Source organism: Pseudomonas serbiensis, assembly GCF_030580745.1.
GTDB classification, from domain to species: Bacteria; Pseudomonadota; Gammaproteobacteria; order Pseudomonadales; family Pseudomonadaceae; genus Aquipseudomonas; species Aquipseudomonas serbiensis.
Genome location: NZ_JAUQOO010000007.1, coordinates 69,840 through 91,368, shown reverse-complemented (window position 1 = coordinate 91,368; position 21,529 = coordinate 69,840). Strand labels below are relative to the sequence as shown.

Sequence of the window (21,529 nt, the reverse complement as noted above, 5' to 3'; positions counted from 1 at the left end):
GGCCTTTGGTTCTCACTTTAATAGAGATGCCGTGGCTGAATCACCACTTGTAATTGACGCTGGCGACGACGTTGCGTTGATCGCCGTAGTAACACCAGAAACCATCGCAGGTAGCCAGGTAATCCTTGTTGAAGATGTTCTTGGCATCCACGGCTATCGAAGCACCTTTAAGGCTGCTGGCCAGGCGGCCCAGATCGTAATGCACCGAGGCGTCATATACGGTGTAGGAACCCACATGCCCAAGGTCGGTATTGCTCTGGTTGCCGTAAGTGTCACCGACATAACGTACGCCTGCACCGACGCCAAAGCCGTCGAGTGTGCCGTTGTGCCAGGTGTAGTCAGCCCAGGCGGTGGCCTGATTACGCGGTACTTGCGGGACGCGGCTGCCCTTGTCGTCGCCCTTGAGGATTTCGCTGTCGGTGTAGGTGTAGGAACTGATCAGTTTCAGGTTATCAGTCACGTCCGAAGTGGCTTCAAGTTCCAGGCCACGGACCTTGATCTCGCCAATCTGGCTGGTGATGCTGTTTTCGGTGATCGACACGTTCTTCTGGCGCAGATCGAACACTGCCGCAGTCAGCAGGGTTTTGGAGCCGACCGGCTGGTACTTCAGGCCGGCTTCGTACTGACGGCCCTCGGTCGGCTTGAACGATTCGGTCGCACTGACGCCTGCGCCGGAGGCTGGCTGGAATGACTCGGTATAGGAAATGTAAGGCGTGAAGCCGTTATCGAACACATAGCTCAAGCCAGCGTTGGTGCTGAAATTGCTGTCGCGCTGGGTGCTGGTCACGTCGTTGTTGTTATAGAACTTCGTGCCGGTGTGAATCCAGTCTTCACGTCCACCCAGGGTCAGGCGCCACTTGTCCAGAGAGATCTGGTCCTGTGCATAGAGGCCGGTCTGCTGGGTTTTCTGGTTGTAGTCGTACAGCGTCGAGTAGAGCACGTTGGAGAAATCCGCGCCGTACACCGGGCGGTTGACGTTGGTGCCCGGCACGTTACCCCAGCCATACTTCCACTGGTAATTGGTATTGGAGCGCTGATGGTCCAGGCCCAGCAATACGGTGTGGCTCAGCGCACCGGTCTGGAAGTCGGCCTGGAAGTTGTTGTCCACGGCAAACTGGCTGATGTCTTCGTTGACGATACCGGTGCTGCGACCAATATTGCCGTCTGCGTCGACCGCAGTCGCGCCATTGGCGACGCTCAGGGCCTGGAACGACAGATCGCTCTTGGTATAGCGCAGGTTCTGGCGGAACTGCCAGACATCGTTCAGGCGATGGTCGAAGGCATAGCCCAGTGCGTAATAGGTGCGGTCATAGAATTCCCAGTCCGGATCACCCAGGTTCTTGTGATGGGAAATCCTGCCAGCAGCCGAATCCAGTTTGGTGCCCTGCAAGGGCAGGAACTGGCCGGTGATCCCGGTATCGTCGCGGGTGTACTGCGAGATGAACGTCAGGTGCGTGTCGTCATCGATATTCCAGGTCACGCTGGGCGCAATGTTGTAGCGCTTGTCCGGGATGTGGTCGATGGCCGAGCCGCTGTCACGCACGACACCGCTGACGCGATACAGGAACTGGCCTTCATCGTCGATCTTGCCGGTGCTGTCGAAATTGATCTGCTTGTGTTCGTTGTTGCCGACCTGCAGGCCGACTTCGTTGCTGCTTTCGGCTTGCGGGCGGCGGCTGACCATGTCGAGCATGCCGCCTGGCGGTGTCTGGCCGTAGACCGAAGACGATGGGCCGCGCAGGACTGCGATGCGCTCAAGGTTCCAGGGCTCGGGTTTGGGGTTGGCATAGGAACCGACCGGCATCGGCAGGCCATCGAGGAACTGGGTCGGGACGAAGCCGCGAATGCGCAGCCAGTCGTTGCGCGAGTCGGAGCCATAACCGCTGCTGACGACGCCAGCGGTATAGCGCAGGGCGTCGTTGAGGTTGAGCACCGAGCGGTCATCCATCTGCTGGCGGGTCACGACCGAGATCGAACGCGGCGCTTCCACGATAGGCGTATCCGTCTTGCTGCCCGCCGCCGTGCGGGTCGCTGTATAACCTTCGACCGGGCCCCATGCCGTTTCAGTTTCGCCCTGAAACCCCTGAATGTTGGTTTCCGGCAAGGCCATGGTTCCTTCCGGTGCGGCTTCCAGGCTGTAAGTGCCCGACGTGCTCCGTACCAATTGCAGGCCCGTTCCGCGCAATGCCTGACGCATGGCTGCGGTGGCCTCGAACTGGCCTTGCACCGGTGCCGATGTGCGGCCGCTGACCAGTGAAGGGTCTATCGCCAGAGCCAATCCAGCCTGACTGGCAATCTGATTCAACGTGGTGGACAGAGCAGCGGCCGGCAAGTTGTAGGCGCGAACGTTTGAAGCCTGTTCGGCGGCAATGGGTGAAGTGCTCACCAGCGGTACGCCAAGGGCGATTGCCAATGCCAACAGGCTGGGACGCATCAGGGTTTCAAGCGGGCGAGACATACAAGGCTCCAGGGCAAACGGTATCTATTGCCTCTCTGCCGCATGAGTCTGAGAAAGTGACAGGGCTGTTTGAAAATAAATTCGGACTCAGGGTTTTTCGGGCGCAACGCTGTCGTTTTTCTCGCTCCGTGCCTGGACTTTCACCCACCATGGCGTGTGCTGTTCGATCTGCACCGGCAAGGTCGGCAACAAGGCCTTGAGGGCCAAGTCGGTATTGCCCAACGGGAAGCTCCCGGTAATCCGCAAGTCCGCCACCTGAGGCGATACTCCCAGGTAGCCGACCCGGTAGCGGCTCAGTTCGTCGAGCATGTCGCCCAGGCGTGCGTTGTCCATCACCAGCATGCCGCGGGTCCAGGCATCAGCGCCTGAAGGCAGGCTCAGCAGCGGGCCGAGCCCGTCTGGGGTCAGCAGGATCTGTTGACCCTCGCGCAAGACCTGTTCGTTCCCGTTGTCACGCGGATTGGCCGCGACTGCCGATTGCAGCACGCTCAGGCGCGTGCCATCGGCTTCGCGCCTGACCAGAAAGCGCGTGCCCAGAGCGCGCATCCTGCCGTCGCTGGTTTCGACGATAAAGGGGCGCGGGTCGTCATGGCTGCCGGTCTCGACCAGTATTTCGCCGTCCTGGAGCACGACCCGGCGCTGTTTCGCGTCGAAACGCACATCGATTGCGCTGTGGGTGTTGAGGCGGATCAGCGTGTTGTCTGCCAGACGAATGTCACGTTGTTCGCCGGTAGCGGTGCGCTGATCAGCGAGCCAGTAATCCAGCGGCAGATAGCGCTCGCTCATGAACAGCGCCAGCCCGCAGCTCAACATCAACCCGGCCAGCCCGCCGCCCAGCTTGCGCACGCGACGGCGAAGGGTGCCGGGCGCTTGTTGCAGTGCCTTGCGTGCCGGGCCTGAGGGTATGGCGAAGCGCTGGTTAAGCATGCCCAACTGGCTCCAGGCCCTGGCATGTTCTTCGTTGGCGGCCAGCCATTTGCTGAATTCGTCCTGCTCGATCCCGTCGCCGGAGTCCAGGCAGAGTTGCCAGGCAATGGCGGCATCAAGAACTTGCGCCGAAACGGGTCTGGAGCCTGCGAGTTTCATGTCGGCTCGCCGTAAAGGGCGACATAGCACTGGCGCATGGCCTGGGCCAGATATTGCCGGACCCGTGAAACCGAAACGCCCAGCCGTTCGGCGATTTCACCATGGCTCAGGCCGTCCAGACGGTTATACAGAAACGCCGCCCGTGCCTTGCTCGACAGTTTGCCCAGCATGCGGTCGATGGTCTTGAGGTCTTCAAGGATCAGTAATTGATCCTGCGGGGAAGGGTGCTCCGCTTCCGGGATCAGCATCAGCTCGTTGAGATAAGCCTGTTCCAGTGCTGCGCGACGGAAATAATCGAACAGCAGGCCTTTGGCGACGGCTGCCAGAAAAGCACGGGGTTCATTCGGGGCCTTGAGTTCGTCACGCCCGAGCAGGCGAACGAAAGTGTCCTGGCTCAGGTCTTCAGCCCGCTGTGGGCAGGCCACATTGCGTCGAAGCCAGGCCAGCAGCCAGCTGCGATGGTCGCGATACAACACGCCAACGATCTCGTTATGAGTGCTTGGGGCTGACGACACGAATGGCCTCGAATGGGAATGTGTTAAATAACGAGAACTATTCGCGATTCTGTCAGAGCGCGTGGATGCTGGCAATTGACGCTTATCGGAATGAGCGGTTCGCGAATGAATTCACACCACCCCGGTAGGAGTAATGCCGGTTAGTTAAGGTCATAAATAACTTTGTGGAAGGCAGCTTGCTGGCGACTTCAGTGTGCAGGCGCAGAATATCTGCCGGTTTCAAGGCCTTTTCGCCAGCAAGATGCCTCCCACAAGTTTTGCTTGTGCCTTAACTGATCGGCATTACCCGGTAGCGAATTCATTCGCGAAATCAGTCAGCGCTTGTTACCGACCGGTGCCAGCAACAGCTCGATACGATGCTTGCGAATGCCATCGGCAGCGGCCTCTGCCAGCGCGGCATCGGTGATGATGGTGTCGAACTGCTCAAGTGCCGAGACCTTGTACATGCCGAACGTGCCGTATTTGGAGCTGGTGGCGATCAACACGGTTTGTGATGCCGACTGCATGGCTGCCTGTTTGACTTCGACTTTAAGCGCCGACGGCGTGGTGGTGCCCCGTTGCAGGTCCCATGAGCTGGTGGACAGGAACGCAACATCGGTCGCCAGTTGGCGTAGCGTCGCGGCAGCCAGGCCGCCTACGCTGGAGCGGTTGGGATGGTCGAGCAGACCACCGGTATGGATGACATCCACATGGGCGGCATCGGCCAGAGCGTTGACGATGCCGAAATCATTGGTGACCACCGTCATGCCGGACAGCGCCACGATATGCGGCACGATCTCCAGAGTGCTGGTGCCGGCATCCAGATAAATGGTCATGTCCGGGTGCAACAGCCCGGCCGCGAGCCTGGCCATGCCTTGCTTGTGGGGCAACTCCACGACGGCCTTGGATTGATGGCTGGGTTCACTGTGAACCTGGCTGGCGATACGTGCGCCGCCGGTCACCGAATAGGCACGTCCTTCCTGCTCCAGCACGGCGATATCGCGGCGTATGGTCATGTGCGAGCAATCGAACATCTCCATCAACTGATGCACGCTGAGTACCTGGTGCTTGCGCAATTGACGAAGCATCAGTTCGCGGCGCTGATCGGGGATCATCGGTGTACCGCCAACGATGGCGATATCCTCTTCGGTGGACATTGTTACTCCTGTGCATCCATGACCCGCCAGCGGCAAGCGGCGGTCGTGGCATCTTAGCCAATCGCTCCGACAATCGCAGCAGCTCTCTCCATGGCAAGGCTGTGGGCACTCGCTGAATCCTCTATGCTCGGGGTCATTCCTGCCGTTGCGGAGAATTGTTTCAAGGAGAGAAAGAGTGCTGGCAACTGCTCTGGTGTTGATGGCAGCGGTACTGCATGCAACATGGAACACCCTCGTCAAGTTCAGTGTCGAACGACTGCTTGTGATTGCCAGCATGGATGCAGTGGCCTTGGTTTGTGCAGTACTGGCGCTGGGCTTTGTCACGGTGCCTGAACGGCATATCTGGCCATGGCTGGTGGTTTCGGCAGTGCTTGAGCTGCTTTATCGCTATCTGCTGATCAAGGCTTATCGGGTAGGTGATCTGGGGTTGGTTTACCCGCTGATGCGCGGGCTTTCGCCGTTGGTCGTGCTGGGGCTGACCTTGATGTTCGCGGGCGAGCAATTGAACGCCCAGCAGATCTTCGGGATTGTGATGATCCCCTGTGGCATGGTCTGCCTGCTTTGGCATGGAGGTGGCGGTGCTCGCCTGCCCTGGTCGATGTTGCCCGTAGTGGGCCTGATTGGCGTATGTATCGGTAGCTACACCTGGATCGACGGGCAAGCCATCCGGCTGGGTGCGCATCCGCTGGACTATCTGGTCTGGCTGACGTTGATCAGCGCCTGGCCGTTTCCGTTACTTGCGGTCTGCCACAAGCGCCCGGCCTTCATGTCGTTCTGGCGTGAGCAATGGCAGTTGGGGCTGTGTGTCGGGCTGTGTGTCCTGTTCAGTTATGCGTTGGTGCTGTGGGCCATGCAACTGGGCTCGGTTGCCGAGGCCGCGGCATTGCGCGAAGTCAGCGTGGTGCTGGTGGTGTTGTTTGGTATGCGTTATCTGAAAGAACCTTTTGGTCGCCCTCGGCTATTGGCTTGCGGGCTGGTGTTGTTCGGCATGTTTCTAATGAAGTTCCAGCTATAGGAAATAGGTATGACAGTTGCATTCTGGTGTGTGTTGGTCGCGATTTTTCTGCCGCTCGTGTGTTCAGCCATCGCCAAGTACGGGAATGGCAAATTCACGTCTCGACATAATCACGACCCGCGAAACTTTCTCGATCATCTTGAGGGCTTTCCCAAGCGCGCCCATGCGGCGCAGTTGAACAGCTATGAAATCACCCCGGCGTTCGCGGCGGCCGTGATCATTGCCCATATCGCGGGCAATGCGCAGTTGGTCACTATCGACGTGCTGGCTGTTCTATTCATTACCAGCCGCTTGCTCTACATCATCTTCTACCTTGCCGATCTGGCTACCATGCGTTCCATCGTCTGGCTGATCGGGTTGGGTCTTGTGGTCGGGTTGTTTGGCGCTTCCGCTTTCCCGGCTGCCTGAGTGTTTTCCAGTGGTGGCCAGGGACCTTGGTCACCACTGTCCATTTGATGTATTGAGTATTGATTTGAAAAGACTGTGTGTTGCCCTGCTGTCCTGTCTGCTATTGAGCGCCTGTGGCGGTGTCGACCCCGATTCACCCTTGGGGCAACGCAAGGCGATCTTCAAGGAAATGCTCAAGACCAGCGAGGATCTGGGCGGCATGTTGCGCGGACGCATAGCTTTCGATGGCCAGCGTTTCAGCGAGGGTGCCATCCGGCTGGACAGCCTGGCCCATGAGCCCTGGAAACATTTCCCGCAGATCAAGGAGCCTGACCAGACAAGTGCGACGGATGCGGTCTGGCAGAAACAGGCCCGCTTTCAGGAAATGGCCCGCTCGCTCGAAGCGGCGACAGGCGAACTGGTGGCTGTGTCCGGCGTCAGGCCGTTTTCAGCCAGTAACCTGACACCGGCGGTCGATAAGGTCGAGGGTGCGTGCCAGGCGTGTCATCGGGAGTTCAGGAATCATTGAGGCCAAATACCCCGTAGGATTAAATCACTTTGTGGGAGGCAGCTTGCTGGCGACTTCAGTGTACAGGCGCAGAATATCTGCCGGTTTCAAGGCCTTTTCGCCAGCAAGCTGCCTCCCACAATGTTTGTTTGTGCCTTACTGGACTTTTTCAAGCTCGGTCTGGGCGTCCTGCAATTCCTTGCGTGAGTCCGCGAGCTTTTCCTTACGCTTGTCGATTTTCTCCGGATCGCCTTTGGCCATGGCCTTGTTCAGGTCGGTCTGGCGGCGGCTCACTTCGCGCTTGGCATCCAGCACTTTCTGTTCCCGTTGCTTGAGCAGTGAAGTCTCGGTGCAGTTGGCGTTGACTTCGCTCAGGGCTTTTTCCAGGCCCGCCTGCTCACGTTTGTTGCCTTCGGCCTTGGCTTCTTGAATCCTGTTATTGATCTCCTGACTCTTAACCAGGCACTCCGACACGGGCGGGGCTTGTTCGGCAGCCATTAAGGGCGACGCTGACAGCGTAAAGCTGCCGATCAGAATCAGGGTGGAAAGAAACTTCATGTGAACTCCTTGAAAAACCATAACGTCCGGGCACGCGGGCGATGAAAAAAACGATATTAAAAGCCTGCGATACCTTGCTCCCGTAGCTGCTCGCGCAATGCCTGCACCTGCGGGTCCTGAAAAAACTCCCAGAGTCTTTTTGCCCTTCCTGGGCCTATACCCGGTTCGTTTTGCCATTGCTCGATACTTCGTGCAGCCAGTTCGTGCCATTCCATGCCCGGATTTATCCCGCCTGCCGGGGGTAGGCCGATAGCGACAAGCCAGGTCTGGAACGATCTTTCACGAGCAATTTGCAAGCTATCGAACAGTTTAGTGCCGCTGCGTTCTGCAAAACCCGGAATTTTAGCAAGCTGCCCACGATTCAGGGTCATCCAATCGAGCAAACCGTTGATTTCTCCGGCCTCGATCAGCTTGTCCCAGCTTCCCGGGCCCACTCCAGGCAGTGCCAGCCCCTTCTTGCTGCTGAGCCAGCCCAGCCTGGCCCGGAACTGACTTTCACATCCCGGCGTTGGCTGCCAGCAACTCAGACCATGAAAATCGCTTTGTTGCGGAACCGTCAGTTCAATTCGTTCGATATTTCGTGAAACTACCTTGTCCAGGCGCGGGATGGTAAGGCCCGCCAGGCTCAGGGAAACCTGATCGCCAGGGCGGATATCCAGTGCTTGCCAGCGTTGCAGGGAACCGACGCTGAGCTTGCTGATTGTCCGGTCATCCAGACGCACGGGGTTGAGATCCAGCACGGGCGTGATTCTGCCGCTGCGTCCAATATTGAAGTTGACCTTGCGCACTTCGGCCAGCACCTGAGCGTAAGGGTATTTCCAGGCAGCGATCCAGTACGGTGCCCTGGCTTGCCAGCGCTGCGCAGGTGGCCGTTCGCCGTGACGCATGATGACGCCATCAGTGGCGAAGGGCAGGGCCGTGCGATACCAGTGGTTGCGCCAGTCACTGGCCTGGGTGAAGTTTTCCAGCGGCTGGGTATAGATGGCGCTGTCGCTGAAGCCCATGGCTTTCAGGCCGGCGATCCGCTCCTTCATGTCTGCCGGGCCGGCTGGCCAGTCCCAGACGAATAACCCGATACTGGCCGCTTCTTTGTCGCTCATGTCTTGTCGAGCCATCAGCCCCGCGACCTTGCTGCGAGCATTGATGCTGCCCGAAGTGGCCTGAACATGGCCTGACAGACGCCAGTACAGCTCGCCCTGCAGAACCAGCGTTTCCGGCTGGGGAAGTTGCTTGGGAATGGCAGAGATCCCTTGTGCATGGCGTGTCCAGTCCTGGCCCTTGAGGCCGTCACCGCGACTGATTGCCTTGCTGAGCCTGCCGTTTTCATACACCAGCGATACCGCTACCCCATCGACCTTGGGCTGTATCCACAAGCCTTTTCGGTCTTTCAACCACTCCTGCACCGCTCGCTCGTCTGCCAGTTTGTTCACGCCGGTATGCGGGATAGGGTGAGTAAGCGGGCCTCGGGCGGTTTTCAGCGGGTTGTCAGTGGAGGGTCTGGTCGAGGAGAAACAGGACTGTAGAAAGCTCAGGCGCTGGCGTGACTGGTCATAAAGTTCGTCCTCTATCAGCGAGACGCCCTGGCGGTGATAGCTATCGTCCCATTGGCTAACCTGATGTTGCAGGGCCAGAATCTCGTTGCTGGCCTTTGCCGGTGACCAGTCAGGGCATGGGTTGGCAAAGGCTGCCGACACACTGAAAAACAGGGTTGCGCAGCTCAATAAACGTACAGCGTTCAACATCGAAGCGTCCTTGCCTTGAGGGAGTGGCCTTGAGGCTAGTCACTGTTCGTTGTTGCGGCGGACAAGGTGGTTACAGGTTTTTTCGGCAGGTACAGATGTCTGTGATTTACGTGGATGGCTGTGTCTTTAGTCTTTATTGCAGGCGTGCAGAATAGGCATTCAGTCCAGCTCTTGATCGGGTGCTCAATGGATATATCAACTCTCGCCGTTTTCATTCCTGCCTGTTTTGCTCTCAACATGGCGCCCGGCCCGAACAATCTGCTGTCGATCAGTAACGCAACGCGCTATGGCTTTGTCAGGTCATGTGTCGGTGGCGCGGGTCGATTGCTGGCTTTCGTGATCATGATCTCGCTGGCCGCAGTGGGCCTGGCGGCGGTACTGCATACGTCCGAATGGCTGTTTCATGTGATCAAGATTTTCGGCGCAGCCTATCTGTTTTACCTGGCAGTGCAGTTGTGGCGAGCCAATCCTCAGGATCAGGGCGATATGAGCGGTGCTTCTGCAAGCATGTGGAGCCTGGCGCGTCAGGAGTTTCTGGTAGCCATCGGCAACCCGAAGGCGATTCTCCTGTTCACGGCCTTCCTGCCGCAGTTCATCGATGACACCAACCACGTTACCAGCCAGTTCGCGGTACTGGGCGGGCTGTTCATTGTGTTGGAGTGTGTCGCTATCTGTCTTTACGGCTACATGGGCGTGCATGCCCGTCGTCTGTTTGCACGACCCAGCGGCAAGCGCTTGTTCAATCGCGCTTGCGCCGGGTTGCTTGCGGGAGCAGCTTCGGTGTTATTGGTGTCGCGGCGGGCTTGAGGCCCGGTTATTTCTCATTGGTTGTATCTTGCCCGCCGAAGATGTTTGCACGGCTTTTTGAGCTGCTGCCATCACTGTTTCGGGTGTCTTGTCCGCCGAAGATGTTTGAGCGGCTGTTTGAACTTCTGCCGTCGCTGTATTGTGTGTCTTGTCCGCCAAAGATGTTGGCGCGGCTGTTTGAACGGGTGCCATCATTGTATTGAGTGTCTTGCCCGCCGAAGATGTTTGAACGGCTATTTGAACGTCTGCCGTCGCTGTATTGTGTATCTTGCCCACCGAAGATATTTGACCTGCTGGTTGAGGTTGTTCCATTGTCATAACGGCAGTCATAACCACCAAAGATATTGGCTCTGCAATTATCGGCAAAAGCCTGATAGAACGGTGAAACAATCAGAATGGAGCCCAGCAGGATAGCCTTGAGTTTCATGATGTTCCTTACAATAAGTGCAGGAATAACTGGCAAAGTAATCAGCCTCACTCGACTCTGCGAGAGTGATTGATTTGTTGGGGGCGGGGAAACCATTAATGGCTTAGTGTGCGGGACACCTCGTTAAGGCCGGGTCATTAAAGCGGACTTTTGATTTTAAACTGTTGCGAATGTGGCATTCCGCTATTATCTATACAGACTGGACATTTCAAACTAAGTTTCGGCTGTAAGAAAAAATACCGGCAGGCTCGACCGAGGTCACCGGCGGATTCAAGGCTTTCGCAATTGGCAGAAACAACAAAGCCCCGAACGATCAGGTCGTCCGGGGCTTTGTGTTGAAGCGTTAAAGCGTATTATAGACCGGCAGCAGCGCGCAGGGCGTCGGCGCGGTCGGTTTTTTCCCAGGTGAACGTGGTGAAGGTGTCGTCACCCACGGTCTTGGTTTGCGGCGTGCGACCGAAGTGGCCGTAGGCAGCGGTTTCCTGGTACATCGGGTGCAGCAGGTCGAGCATCGTGGTGATTGCGTATGGACGCAGGTCGAAGATGTCACGAACCAGCTTGATGATCTTGTCATCGCTGATCTTGCCGGTGCCGAAGGTGTTCAGCGAGATCGAAGTCGGTTGAGCGACGCCGATAGCGTAGGAAACCTGAATCTCGCAGCGCTCGGCCAGGCCGGCAGCAACGATGTTCTTGGCAACGTAGCGGCCAGCGTAGGCAGCGGAACGGTCAACCTTGGATGGATCTTTACCGGAGAACGCGCCGCCGCCGTGGCGAGCCATGCCGCCGTAGCTGTCGACGATGATCTTGCGACCGGTCAGGCCGCAGTCACCCACCGGGCCGCCAATGATGAACTGGCCAGTCGGGTTGATGTGGAACTGAGTGTCCTTGTGCAGCAGCTCGGCTGGCAGCACGTGCTTGACGATCAGTTCCATCACGCCTTCGCGCAGATCGTTGTAGGAGACTTCCGGGTTGTGCTGGGTCGACAGAACGACTGCGTCGATGCCCACGACCTTGCCGTTTTCATAGCTGCAAGTCACCTGGGACTTGGCATCCGGGCGCAGCCATGGCAGCAGGCCGGATTTGCGGGCTTCAGCCTGACGCTTCACCAACTGGTGCGAGAACGCGATTGGCGCAGGCATCAGTTCAGTTGTTTCGTTGCTGGCGTAGCCGAACATCAGGCCCTGGTCGCCGGCGCCCTGATCTTCAGGCTTGGCACGGTCCACACCCTGGTTGATGTCAGGAGACTGCTTGCCGATGATGTTCATCACGCCGCAGGTGGCGCCGTCGAAACCGACGTCGGAGCTGGTGTAGCCAATGTCGCTGATCACGTCACGAACGATCTGCTCCAGGTCAACCCAGGCAGTGGTGGTAACTTCGCCGGCCACGATTGCAACGCCAGTCTTGACCAGTGTTTCCACTGCTACGCGAGCGTGTTTGTCCTGGGCAATGATAGCGTCCAGTACTGCGTCGGAAATCTGGTCGGCGATCTTGTCTGGATGTCCTTCGGACACGGACTCGGAGGTGAAAAGTGAGTATTCGCTCATCTCTACGGGTTTCCTGAATTTTACCGATGGTGAGTGTTGCCAGCCGGTCGCTGAAAATGGCGAACCTGGATCTGGAAACCATTACGTAAGCCTACATACAGGCTTTCCCCGGGAACTAGCCCCGCAGCGATGGCCCAACGGGCCAGATCATCCTGTTCGAAACCTAACCAAAGATCGCCACAGGCCTCCCTGGCCCAGCTTTGGTCATGACTACACAACTCTGTTACCAGCAGGCTACCGCCGGGTTGCAATCGATCGGCCAGTTGCCTCAAGGCTTCGGCCGGTGCTGCCAAATGGTGAAGCACCATGTTCAGAACGACACAGTCGGCGCTCACTTTAGTGCCCGTGAGGGCGTCGGCTAGTACCAGCTCGACATTGTCCAGCTTCTCGCGCTCGCAGACATCGCGGGCCAGCTCCAGCATCGCCGGGCTGTTGTCCATGGCGGTGACATGGGCGAAGCGCCTGGCCAGTTCCGGTAGAAAGCCGCCGTCGCCGGGGCCGACTTCCAGTGCTGTTGCCTGGGCGGTGAAGCTCAGTTTGTCCAGCAGGCTCAGCAGGCTGTCACGGTATTGGCCAAGGCCGGCGATCAAATCCTGCTGGGCGCGAAACTTTTCTGCAGTACGGGCAAAGAAATCCTGACTGGCCTGGGCGCGCTGACGATGCACAAGGTCGATGCGCAGGCTGACTTCCTGCGGCAGGGTCAGGGCATCCACCTCGTCGAGCAGGGCAGCGTGCAGCCTGCCGCCGGTCAGTTCGGTATGGGGCAGGGCGCGGCGGTAAAAAATTGCGTTGCCTTCCCGGCGCGTTGCCACCAGAGCGGCCTGTGCCAGCACTTTCAAGTGGTGACTCATGCCTGACTGACCGATGGCAAATATCTGCGCCAGCTCCAGTACGCCGAACGAATCGTTGGCCAGGGCGCGCAATACATTCAGCCGTAGAGGGTCGCCGCCGGCCTTGCACAAGGCAGAGAGGTCGTCGCAGTCGTCATGGCTAATTGCAGGTACGCATAGGTTCATAAGGTCGCAGTCTAGTTAGCGACCGGTCCGGCTGCAATAGCAATATCAAAAAGTTTTGATATTGGTTGGTGGAGCATCTGTCCGTGATGTCCATCACGTTATTGGCGCAGCCAGACTGTATCAATGAGGGTAAATAAGGCGACAAGGCAGGAAAAACACCTGCCAACGACTATCTTTCATTGCTCCCAGGCAGTGCCTGAGAGAAAATGGTCGCCTTTTTTCCGATCCCATTCCTTCATTCTCCAGGAGATCAGCGATGCCAAGCCGTCGTGAGCGTGCCAACGCCATTCGTGCCCTCAGCATGGATGCCGTGCAAAAAGCCAACAGCGGCCACCCCGGTGCCCCCATGGGCATGGCGGATATCGCCGAAGTTCTGTGGCGCGATTATCTGAAGCACAACCCGGCCAACCCAGCGTTCGCCGACCGTGACCGCTTCATTCTGTCCAACGGCCACGGTTCGATGTTGATTTACTCGTTGCTGCATCTGACCGGCTACGATCTGTCCATCGACGACCTGAAGAACTTCCGTCAACTGCACAGCCGCACGCCGGGTCACCCGGAATACGGCTACACCCCGGGCGTCGAAACCACCACTGGCCCGCTGGGGCAGGGTTTTGCCAACGCCGTCGGCTTTGCCGTTGCCGAAAAGACTCTGGCAGCACAGTTCAACCGTCCAGGCCACACCATCGTCGACCACAACACCTACGTGTTCATGGGCGATGGCTGCATGATGGAAGGTATTTCCCACGAAGTTGCTTCCCTGGCCGGTACTCTGGGCCTGGGCAAGCTGATTGCCTTCTACGATGACAACGGCATCTCCATCGACGGCGAAGTCGAAGGCTGGTTCACCGACGATACGCCGAAGCGCTTCGAGTCCTACGGCTGGCAGGTCATCCGCAATGTCGACGGTCATGATGCCGACGAAATCAAGACCGCCATCGACACCGCCCGCAAGAGCGAGCAGCCGACCCTGATCTGCTGCAAGACCACCATCGGTTTCGGTTCACCTAACAAGCAAGGCAAGGAAGAGTCCCACGGCGCTCCACTGGGCGCTGATGAAATCGCTCTGACCCGCGCTGCGCTGAAATGGAACCATGGTCCTTTCGAGATCCCGGCTGATATCTATGCCCAATGGGATGCCAAGGAAAAAGGCCTGGCTGCCGAAGCTGACTGGGATCAGCGTTTTGCTGCCTACTCCGCTGCTTTCCCTGAGCTGGCCAACGAGTTCATCCGTCGCATGAGCGGTGAGCTGCCTGCCGACTTCGCTGCAAAATCGGCTGCTTATGTTGCTGAAGTCAACGCCAAGGGCGAAACCATCGCCAGCCGTAAAGCCAGCCAGAACGCTCTGGGTGCTTTCGGCCCGCTGCTGCCTGAGATCCTGGGCGGTTCGGCTGACCTGGCCGGCTCCAACCTGACCATCTGGAAAGGCTGCAAGAGCATCACCGGCGAAGACGCCAACGGCAACTACCTGCATTACGGTGTGCGTGAGTTCGGTCAGGCGGCAATGATGAACGGTATCGCCCTGCACGGCGGTTTCGTCCCTTACGGCGCGACCTTCCTGATCTTCATGGAATACGCCCGTAACGCTGTGCGCATGGCCGCTCTGATGAAGAAGCGCGTGATCCATGTGTTTACCCACGACTCCATCGGTCTGGGCGAAGACGGCCCGACTCACCAGCCGGTCGAGCAATTGACCAGCCTGCGTACCACGCCGAACCTGGACACCTGGCGTCCGGCGGATGCCGTGGAATCGGCTGTGGCCTGGAAATACGCCATCGAGCGCAATGACGGCCCGTCGGCGCTGATCTTCTCGCGTCAGAACCTGCCTCACCAGGCGCGTGACGAAGCTCAACTGGCGGACATCGCCCGTGGTGGCTACGTACTGCGCGACTGCGCGGGCGAGCCTGAGCTGATCCTGATCGCTACCGGTTCGGAAATCGGTCTGGCCGTGCAGGCGTTCGACGCCCTGAGCGCTCAAGGCCGTAAGGTGCGCGTGGTTTCCATGCCTTGCACCAGCGTCTTTGAAGCTCAGGACCCAGGCTACAAGCAAGCCGTTCTGCCATTGCAGGTCAGCGCTCGTATTGCTATCGAAGCTGCCCACGCTGACTACTGGTACAAGTACGTCGGTCTGGAAGGCCGCGTGATCGGCATGACCACTTTCGGTGAGTCCGCACCAGCACCTGCGTTGTTCGAGGAGTTCGGCTTCACTCTGGAGAACATCCTGAGCACGGCTGAAGAGTTGTTGGAAGACTGAGAAAGGTCGCAATAATCTTGTAGGAGCGGATTCATCCGCGAAGAGGCCAGCCCAGCCAATACTTTTGTATCGTCTGGCAGAGTGTTTTCGCGGACAAGTCCGCTCCTACAGGTTTATGCGCAGTACGATTTGTCTTGCGAGCACCACCATGTCCCAAAACCGCCCTTACAAAGTTGCTCTGAACGGCTACGGCCGGATCGGTCGTTGTGTCTTGCGCGCGCTCTGTGAGCGAGGTGCCCGGGCAGGTTTTGAAGTGGTCGCGATCAATGATCTGGCCGATATGGCCAGCCTCGAATATCTCACCCGTTTCGACTCCACTCATGGCCGTTTCCCCGGCGATGTGCGGGTCGACGGGGAATACCTGCACATCAACGACCACCGGATCAGGGTTCTGCGCAGCGCAACGCCGGAAGGTATCGACTGGGCGGCGTTGGGTGCGGATCTGGTGCTTGAATGTTCGGGCGTCTACAACACCCGCGAAGATGGCCAGCGCTTTCTCGATGCGGGTGCGTCGCGGGTGCTGTTTTCGCAACCGATGGCCAGCGAGTCCGATGTGGATGCCACCATCGTGTTCGGTATCAATCAGCAGAAACTGACCGGCACCGAGCGACTGGTTTCCAACGCATCCTGCACCACCAACTGCAGCGTGCCGTTGTTGCGTCTGCTGGATGATGCGCTGGGCCTTGAATACATTTCGATCACCACCATCCACTCGGCAATGAACGATCAGCCGGTGATCGATGCTTATCACCACGAGGATTTGCGCCGTACGCGCTCGGCTTTTCAGTCGATAATTCCGGTGTCCACTGGTCTGGCACGCGGAATTGAGCGGCTCCTGCCGGAACTTGCGGGCCGAATTCAGGCCAAAGCAGTTCGCGTACCGACGGTCAACGTCTCGTGCCTGGATATCACGCTGCAAACGGCACGTGATACCGATGCTGTGGAAATCAACCGTATCTTGCGTGAGGCCGCCACCAGCGGCCCGCTCAAAGGCCTGCTGGCATACACCGAGTTGCCGCATGCCAGTTGTGATTTCAACCATGACCCTCATTCGGCCATTGTCGATGCGAGTCAGACCCGAGTTTCCGGCCCCCGGCTGGTAAACCTGCTGGCCTGGTTCGATAACGAGTGGGGTTTTGCCAACCGGATGCTCGACGTTGCGGACCATTTCTTGCGCGTCGCTGATCAACAACAGTAAAAAACAGGAACGCCTCATGACCGTGTTGAAGATGACCGACCTCGATCTGCAAGGTAAGCGTGTGCTGATTCGCGAAGACCTCAACGTCCCGATCAAGGACGGCGTTGTCAGTAGCGATGCCCGAATCCTTGCTTCGCTGCCGACCATCAAGCTGGCGCTGGAAAAGGGTGCTGCCGTACTGGTCTGCTCGCACCTGGGTCGTCCGACCGAAGGAGAGTTCTCGGCCGAGAACAGCCTCAAGCCGGTTGCCGACTACCTGAGCAAGGCGCTGGGCCGTGAAGTCCCGCTGGTTGCCGACTATCTTGATGGCGTCGACGTCAAGGCTGGCGATGTCGTGCTGTTCGAGAACGTGCGCTTCAACAAGGGCGAGAAAAAGAACGCTGACGAGCTGGCGCAGAAGTATGCCGCTCTGTGCGACGTATTCGTGATGGACGCTTTCGGCACTGCACACCGCGCCGAAGGCTCGACCCACGGCGTTGCCAAATTTGCCAAGGTCGCTGCGGCAGGACCTCTGCTGGCGGCCGAGCTGGAAGCATTGGGCAAGGCCCTGGGTGCTCCGGCCAAGCCAATGGCTGCCATCGTTGCCGGCTCCAAGGTTTCCACCAAGCTGGATGTACTCAACAGCCTGAGCGCAATCTGCGACCAGTTGATCGTCGGCGGCGGTATCGCCAACACCTTCCTGGCAGCAGCCGGTCACAAGGTCGGCAAGTCGCTGTATGAGCCGGACCTGCTGGACACCGCCCGTGCCATCGCCGCCAAGGTCAGCGTGCCACTGCCGGTGGACGTCGTTGTTGCCAAGGAGTTCGCTGAAAGCGCTGCAGCAACCGTCAAACTCATCGCTGACGTTGCCGATGACGACATGATTCTCGACATCGGTCCGCAGACTGCTGCCCAGTTTGCCCAATTGCTGAAATCTTCCGGGACTATCCTGTGGAACGGTCCGGTCGGCGTGTTCGAGTTCGATCAGTTCGGCGAAGGGACCAAGACACTGGCCAAGGCCATTGCCGAAAGCGTAGCGTTCTCCATCGCTGGTGGCGGCGATACGCTGGCGGCCATCGACAAGTACGGCGTTGCACAGCAGATTTCCTACATTTCTACCGGTGGTGGCGCGTTCCTCGAATTCGTCGAGGGCAAGGTCCTGCCAGCCGTTGAAGTGCTTGAGCAGCGTGCAAAGGCCTGATTTTCCGGTTCAGGAAAGGGAGTAGTTCATGGTCAGGACGTTACCGCTGTTGCTTATCGCAGGTGTGCTGGCCGGTTGTGCGAGCAAGCCTGAGATAAACGATTCGGAACCTGAGCCTCAGGCGCAGTTGCTTCAATTGAGTTGCTATCAGGCCGGTTGGCAGGCTGAAACCGTGCCAGTGATCTACAAGCGTGGCGGTCAGGAAGTATGGGACCGTTACGAGTTCATGCCGCGCACGGGAGATGTGGGCTGTCTCTGAGTCAGGTTGAAAGCTCGCTGGCAACATCTGCGAGCTTTGGCGGTCATTAAAAGGTGGGATCTTTTTCGAGAAGGAGTTTCGCCATGAAAATCGCCACCCTGGCTCTTGTGAGTTGCATTGTATTGGCAGGTTGCAGCAGTCCGGGCTCTAAAGCCCGTACCTGTGAAATATTCAGCCCGGCCTCCGTGAGTGTTCCGACGACCGAAAACAGTCAGCGGGTCGAGGCACATGTAACGGGTGAACCGGCCAGTGACCGTAATCAGGAACAGAACTGCCCCTGAAGTACAGAAGCGAGCGGCACATGCCGGGCTTTCCGGGGCAGGCCAGGAGACGTGATGAAAGGCTTGATTGCCCTTGCGGCATTTGCAGTGCTTGGCGGTTGTGCGACCACCAAGGCGCCGCAATCCAGTGATTCCTGGAACCATTGGGTGTGTGACAGCAAGGCCGAAGTTCATTGGCGCTTTGCCGATTCGGCCAAAAAGGAAGTGGATGTACGCCTGAACCAGAGCGATCAGGTTTTCAGGCTCAAGGCCGAACCTGGTGCTGCCAGCGGGACGCTCTACAGTAACAATGTGTTGGCGTTTGCCAACAAAGGTAGCGAAGGCCTGATTTATTGGGACGCCACCAACGATTTGATCGGACGCGGCTGCAAGGCCAGATAAGTCGTAGCCGATGTTCCACCACCGCATGGCCCTGTGGCCAATGCGTATAACTTGAATAGCAGTCGCCACTACGGCAGGCTTGCACGATTAACGACCCGACCGGGAGAGATACAGACAATGGCACTTATCAGCATGCGCCAGATGTTGGACCACGCAGCCGAATTCGGTTACGGCGTTCCAGCTTTCAACGTAAACAACCTGGAACAAATGCGCGCCATTATGGAAGCGGCCGACAAGACCGACTCCCCGGTGATCGTTCAGGCTTCGGCCGGCGCCCGCAAATACGCCGGTGCCCCGTTCCTGCGTCACCTGATCCTTGCGGCAGTCGAAGAGTTCCCGCACATCCCGGTGGTCATGCACCAGGATCACGGCACCAGCCCGGACATCTGCCAGCGATCGATCCAGTTAGGCTTCAGCTCGGTCATGATGGACGGCTCCCTGGCTGAAGACGGCAAAACGCCTGCCAGCTACGAATACAACGTTGACGTAACCCGTCGCGTAGTGGCTTTTGCTCACGCCTGTGGCGTTTCCGTGGAAGGCGAGCTGGGCGTTCTGGGTTCTCTGGAAACCGGTATGGCCGGTGAAGAAGACGGCGTTGGCGCAGAAGGCATCCTGGATCACAGCCAGATGCTGACCGACCCGGAAGAAGCCGCTGACTTCGTCAAGAAGACCCAGGTCGATGCCCTGGCAATCGCCATCGGCACCAGCCACGGCGCTTACAAGTTCACCAAGCCGCCTACCGGCGACATCCTGGCGATCGAGCGCATCAAAGAAATCCACAAGCGTATTCCCAATACCCACCTGGTGATGCACGGTTCTTCGTCCGTTCCTCAGGAATGGCTGAAGATCATCAACGAGTACGGCGGCGACATCAAAGAAACCTACGGCGTGCCGGTCGAAGAAATCGTTGAAGGCATCAAGTACGGCGTGCGCAAGGTCAACATCGACACCGACCTGCGTCTGGCCTCCACTGGTGCCATCCGTGAATTCATGGCCAAGAACCGCAGCGAGTTCGACCCTCGCAAATACCTGGCCAAGACCGTCGTCGCGATGCGTGACGTCTGTATCGCCCGTTACGAAGCCTTCGGCACCGCTGGCAACGCCTCGAAGATCAAGCCGATCTCCCTGGATCGCATGTTCGAGCGCTATGCCAAAGGCGAGCTGGATGCCAAGATCAACTGAGTGTTGATCCGGTAATGAAAAACCCGCAGAGATGCGGGTTTTTTGTTAGCGGCGTTTCAACTGTGAAGTCGCGGCCAAGGCCCCTCCCACAGGTTTCGTGGGAGGGGCCTTGGCCGCGACGGCAGTCTGAAGTGCGCCCCAAAAGGAGGGACCCATCCGCGGAGGCTATCTCACAAAAATTTTTACCTGCCCGACGCATATATCTCGACTGCCATAGCTCGGCATCGTTTTTGAGCAGGGCTCGCTTTTTAATCCTGATGCTTGGAGGTGATCACTGCGTACCCAAATAGCAGGGTAGGTCGCCGGTGGTCGGTGCGTTACCTGGGTTGCTCAAAGCCAACACCTCATTTTTCAGGAATGCCTCAACTTCTCCTTCCCAAGGCGTTTTCGAAAAGGAGTACTGGATCAACTTGGCAGAAGCCCATAGCGGGTTGTTTTTTTTCAGCTTTCCGTTTTCCAGCCACTTGGGATTGATATCGGCGTGGGCATGGTCGTCGCTGGATTGGTAGACGTAGTTGCGGAACGAGATGATTGCGCCTTTCTCCCGGGCCAGTGGGTTACAACTCCCTTTCCGTTCCGAGTGTGCGTCCGAGTACGAGTCCTGGATCATATGCAGCAGCGAGCCGAGAGCCATGTGCTTGACGCTGACGGCCTCAGACTGGCTCTTGTAGCTATGCTGCACTCTGGGATTCCCGGATGCGACGTAAGTACCAAACTTTCCTGGCCTGAATGAACGTTTCCATTCACCTCCGGGAATGGGGTCGAACAGTGCCCCTACTGTCCAGCCTGGTTTCCCGAGATAGCTAGCGATATCCGAGAAGGCAGTGATGGCCGGGCCGTCGATGGGCTCTTTGGCCAAGTTGTTGGAAGATATCGAGAGGGTGTAGGTGAACTTGGCCCAGGCCAGCATTTTTGCCTGGGTATCGAGTGCCGTTTCCTGTTGTGATGAGGCCATCGAATGAATGAACTGGAAATCGCCGAAATGGCTTCTGTACAGCATCATCGGGTTGGCAGTGACGGTGATTGCACGACATGAAGGGAGTGCGCTGTTTTCCTTGCATTGCGCCTGTTGTTGGGCGTCCTTGAATAGTGCGTACCATTGATAAGCCCGGGTCACGTTCTGACGCAGCAATGAATCAGGGTCGTCGTTCCATTGGCTACCTAGGACAAGATCTCTGAGTACGCCTCTTTGTTTGAGTGTCTCCGCGGAGGTCTTGGCCCTTCCTCCCTCGGTGTTCTCGGGATCCAGATAGTAGTCATAGGCCAGGAGGGTGATGGTTTCATGCACCGGATACTTCAAGCCCTCGGTCAGTTTGGTTACCGAGCAGAAAGCGGACTGCCCCCAGCATTCCACATCTATAGGGTTCATGTCGTAGGCTGTGGCTGGTTGCGTTGCTGTGAACAGGCTCAATGCCAACGGTATGCATGCGTATGAAAGTGCGGAACGGCTAGAGCGCAAGGGCCGGTCGGATCGCATGGATAGTTCCTTCTAATCGTGTGCTGTCGGCGATGTATAGCTCATGCAGTGGCATATCGCCATTTCGGTGGGTTTTCAGTGATCAGAAAAATATGAAATGAGCCATAGAGACGAGAGG

General features: G+C 57.9%; 21 protein-coding genes. 11 read left to right on the top strand and 10 right to left on the bottom strand.

Going from position 1 to position 21,529, the window contains the following annotated elements:
* Positions 1-40 precede the first annotated feature (40 nt).
* The 4 genes from Q6A51_RS11220 to Q6A51_RS11205 all read right to left on the bottom strand — a co-directional run bounded on the left by Q6A51_RS11220 (position 41) and on the right by Q6A51_RS11205 (position 5,195).
* On the bottom strand, positions 41-2,458 hold the full coding sequence (locus Q6A51_RS11220) for a TonB-dependent siderophore receptor (protein WP_304574819.1): 2,418 nt from the start codon (positions 2,456-2,458) through the stop codon (positions 41-43).
* A gap of 87 nt (positions 2,459-2,545) precedes the next feature.
* On the bottom strand, positions 2,546-3,544 hold the full coding sequence (locus Q6A51_RS11215; RefSeq protein ID WP_304574818.1) for a FecR domain-containing protein: 999 nt from the start codon (positions 3,542-3,544) through the stop codon (positions 2,546-2,548).
* Positions 3,541-4,059, bottom strand: coding sequence for an RNA polymerase sigma factor (locus Q6A51_RS11210; protein ID WP_201001662.1), 519 nt, complete (start codon positions 4,057-4,059; stop codon positions 3,541-3,543). Before Q6A51_RS11210 ends, Q6A51_RS11215 begins: the two co-directional genes overlap by 4 nt.
* Positions 4,060-4,373: 314 nt before the next feature.
* On the bottom strand, positions 4,374-5,195 hold the full coding sequence (locus Q6A51_RS11205; protein WP_201018250.1) for a DeoR/GlpR family DNA-binding transcription regulator: 822 nt from the start codon (positions 5,193-5,195) through the stop codon (positions 4,374-4,376).
* A 175-nt stretch (positions 5,196-5,370) separates the two neighbouring features.
* Between Q6A51_RS11205 and Q6A51_RS11200 the strand changes: the two genes are divergently transcribed.
* Genes Q6A51_RS11200 through Q6A51_RS11190 form a run of 3 tightly spaced genes read left to right on the top strand, consistent with a single transcriptional unit; the run spans position 5,371 to position 7,126 of the window.
* Positions 5,371-6,210 carry a DMT family transporter gene (locus tag Q6A51_RS11200; protein WP_304574817.1) on the top strand — a complete coding sequence of 280 codons (840 nt, stop codon included), beginning with the start codon at positions 5,371-5,373 and terminating at the stop codon, positions 6,208-6,210.
* A 9-nt stretch (positions 6,211-6,219) separates the two neighbouring features.
* Positions 6,220-6,618, top strand: a complete 399-nt coding sequence (locus Q6A51_RS11195; RefSeq protein ID WP_304574816.1) for an MAPEG family protein — start codon at positions 6,220-6,222, stop codon at positions 6,616-6,618.
* A gap of 58 nt (positions 6,619-6,676) precedes the next feature.
* Positions 6,677-7,126, top strand: a complete 450-nt coding sequence (locus Q6A51_RS11190) for a c-type cytochrome (RefSeq protein ID WP_201018369.1) — start codon at positions 6,677-6,679, stop codon at positions 7,124-7,126.
* A gap of 135 nt (positions 7,127-7,261) precedes the next feature.
* Here the strand turns inward: Q6A51_RS11190 and Q6A51_RS11185 are convergent, their stop codons facing one another.
* Both Q6A51_RS11185 and ligB read right to left on the bottom strand, forming a co-directional pair.
* Positions 7,262-7,663, bottom strand: a complete 402-nt coding sequence (locus tag Q6A51_RS11185; RefSeq protein WP_201018247.1) for a DUF1090 domain-containing protein — start codon at positions 7,661-7,663, stop codon at positions 7,262-7,264.
* Between the two features lie 56 nt (positions 7,664-7,719).
* Positions 7,720-9,405, bottom strand: coding sequence for an NAD-dependent DNA ligase LigB (gene ligB / locus Q6A51_RS11180; protein WP_304574815.1), 1,686 nt, complete (start codon positions 9,403-9,405; stop codon positions 7,720-7,722).
* Between the two features lie 186 nt (positions 9,406-9,591).
* On the opposite strand from ligB, the gene Q6A51_RS11175 reads away from it, so the two are divergent.
* Positions 9,592-10,212 carry a LysE family translocator gene (locus Q6A51_RS11175; protein WP_201018245.1) on the top strand — a complete coding sequence of 207 codons (621 nt, stop codon included), beginning with the start codon at positions 9,592-9,594 and terminating at the stop codon, positions 10,210-10,212.
* A 7-nt stretch (positions 10,213-10,219) separates the two neighbouring features.
* Here the strand turns inward: Q6A51_RS11175 and Q6A51_RS11170 are convergent, their stop codons facing one another.
* The 3 genes from Q6A51_RS11170 to Q6A51_RS11160 all read right to left on the bottom strand — a co-directional run bounded on the left by Q6A51_RS11170 (position 10,220) and on the right by Q6A51_RS11160 (position 13,199).
* On the bottom strand, positions 10,220-10,639 hold the full coding sequence (locus tag Q6A51_RS11170) for a hypothetical protein (protein ID WP_304574814.1): 420 nt from the start codon (positions 10,637-10,639) through the stop codon (positions 10,220-10,222).
* 353 nt (positions 10,640-10,992) lie between these two features.
* The gene (gene metK, locus Q6A51_RS11165; RefSeq protein ID WP_201001671.1) at positions 10,993-12,183 is read right to left on the bottom strand and encodes a methionine adenosyltransferase; all 1,191 of its coding nucleotides are present in this window, start codon (positions 12,181-12,183) and stop codon (positions 10,993-10,995) included.
* Between the two features lie 20 nt (positions 12,184-12,203).
* Positions 12,204-13,199, bottom strand: coding sequence for an ArsR/SmtB family transcription factor (locus Q6A51_RS11160; protein ID WP_201001673.1), 996 nt, complete (start codon positions 13,197-13,199; stop codon positions 12,204-12,206).
* Between the two features lie 256 nt (positions 13,200-13,455).
* Here Q6A51_RS11160 and tkt point away from each other — a divergent pair, with 256 nt between their 5' ends.
* From tkt to fba, 7 genes are all read left to right on the top strand, one after another.
* Complete coding sequence (tkt, locus tag Q6A51_RS11155) at positions 13,456-15,453, top strand: transketolase (protein WP_201018243.1); 1,998 nt, start codon at positions 13,456-13,458, stop codon at positions 15,451-15,453.
* Positions 15,454-15,601: 148 nt separating this feature from the next.
* Positions 15,602-16,651, top strand: coding sequence for an erythrose-4-phosphate dehydrogenase (gene epd / locus Q6A51_RS11150; protein ID WP_304574813.1), 1,050 nt, complete (start codon positions 15,602-15,604; stop codon positions 16,649-16,651).
* Between the two features lie 16 nt (positions 16,652-16,667).
* Positions 16,668-17,831 (top strand): phosphoglycerate kinase, encoded by a 1,164-nt coding sequence (locus Q6A51_RS11145; RefSeq protein ID WP_304574812.1) that lies wholly within the window; start codon positions 16,668-16,670, stop codon positions 17,829-17,831.
* Between the two features lie 28 nt (positions 17,832-17,859).
* Positions 17,860-18,090, top strand: a complete 231-nt coding sequence (locus Q6A51_RS11140; protein WP_201001679.1) for a putative periplasmic lipoprotein — start codon at positions 17,860-17,862, stop codon at positions 18,088-18,090.
* A gap of 83 nt (positions 18,091-18,173) precedes the next feature.
* Positions 18,174-18,371: a hypothetical protein gene (locus Q6A51_RS11135; RefSeq protein WP_201001680.1), complete on the top strand. Its 198-nt coding sequence runs from the start codon at positions 18,174-18,176 to the stop codon at positions 18,369-18,371.
* Between the two features lie 54 nt (positions 18,372-18,425).
* Complete coding sequence (locus Q6A51_RS11130) at positions 18,426-18,752, top strand: MliC family protein (RefSeq protein WP_201001681.1); 327 nt, start codon at positions 18,426-18,428, stop codon at positions 18,750-18,752.
* Positions 18,753-18,869: 117 nt separating this feature from the next.
* On the top strand, positions 18,870-19,934 hold the full coding sequence (gene fba / locus Q6A51_RS11125; RefSeq protein ID WP_025258230.1) for a class II fructose-bisphosphate aldolase: 1,065 nt from the start codon (positions 18,870-18,872) through the stop codon (positions 19,932-19,934).
* A gap of 271 nt (positions 19,935-20,205) precedes the next feature.
* Here the strand turns inward: fba and Q6A51_RS11120 are convergent, their stop codons facing one another.
* The gene (locus Q6A51_RS11120; protein ID WP_304574811.1) at positions 20,206-21,411 is read right to left on the bottom strand and encodes a hypothetical protein; all 1,206 of its coding nucleotides are present in this window, start codon (positions 21,409-21,411) and stop codon (positions 20,206-20,208) included.
* Positions 21,412-21,529: the final 118 nt, after the last annotated feature.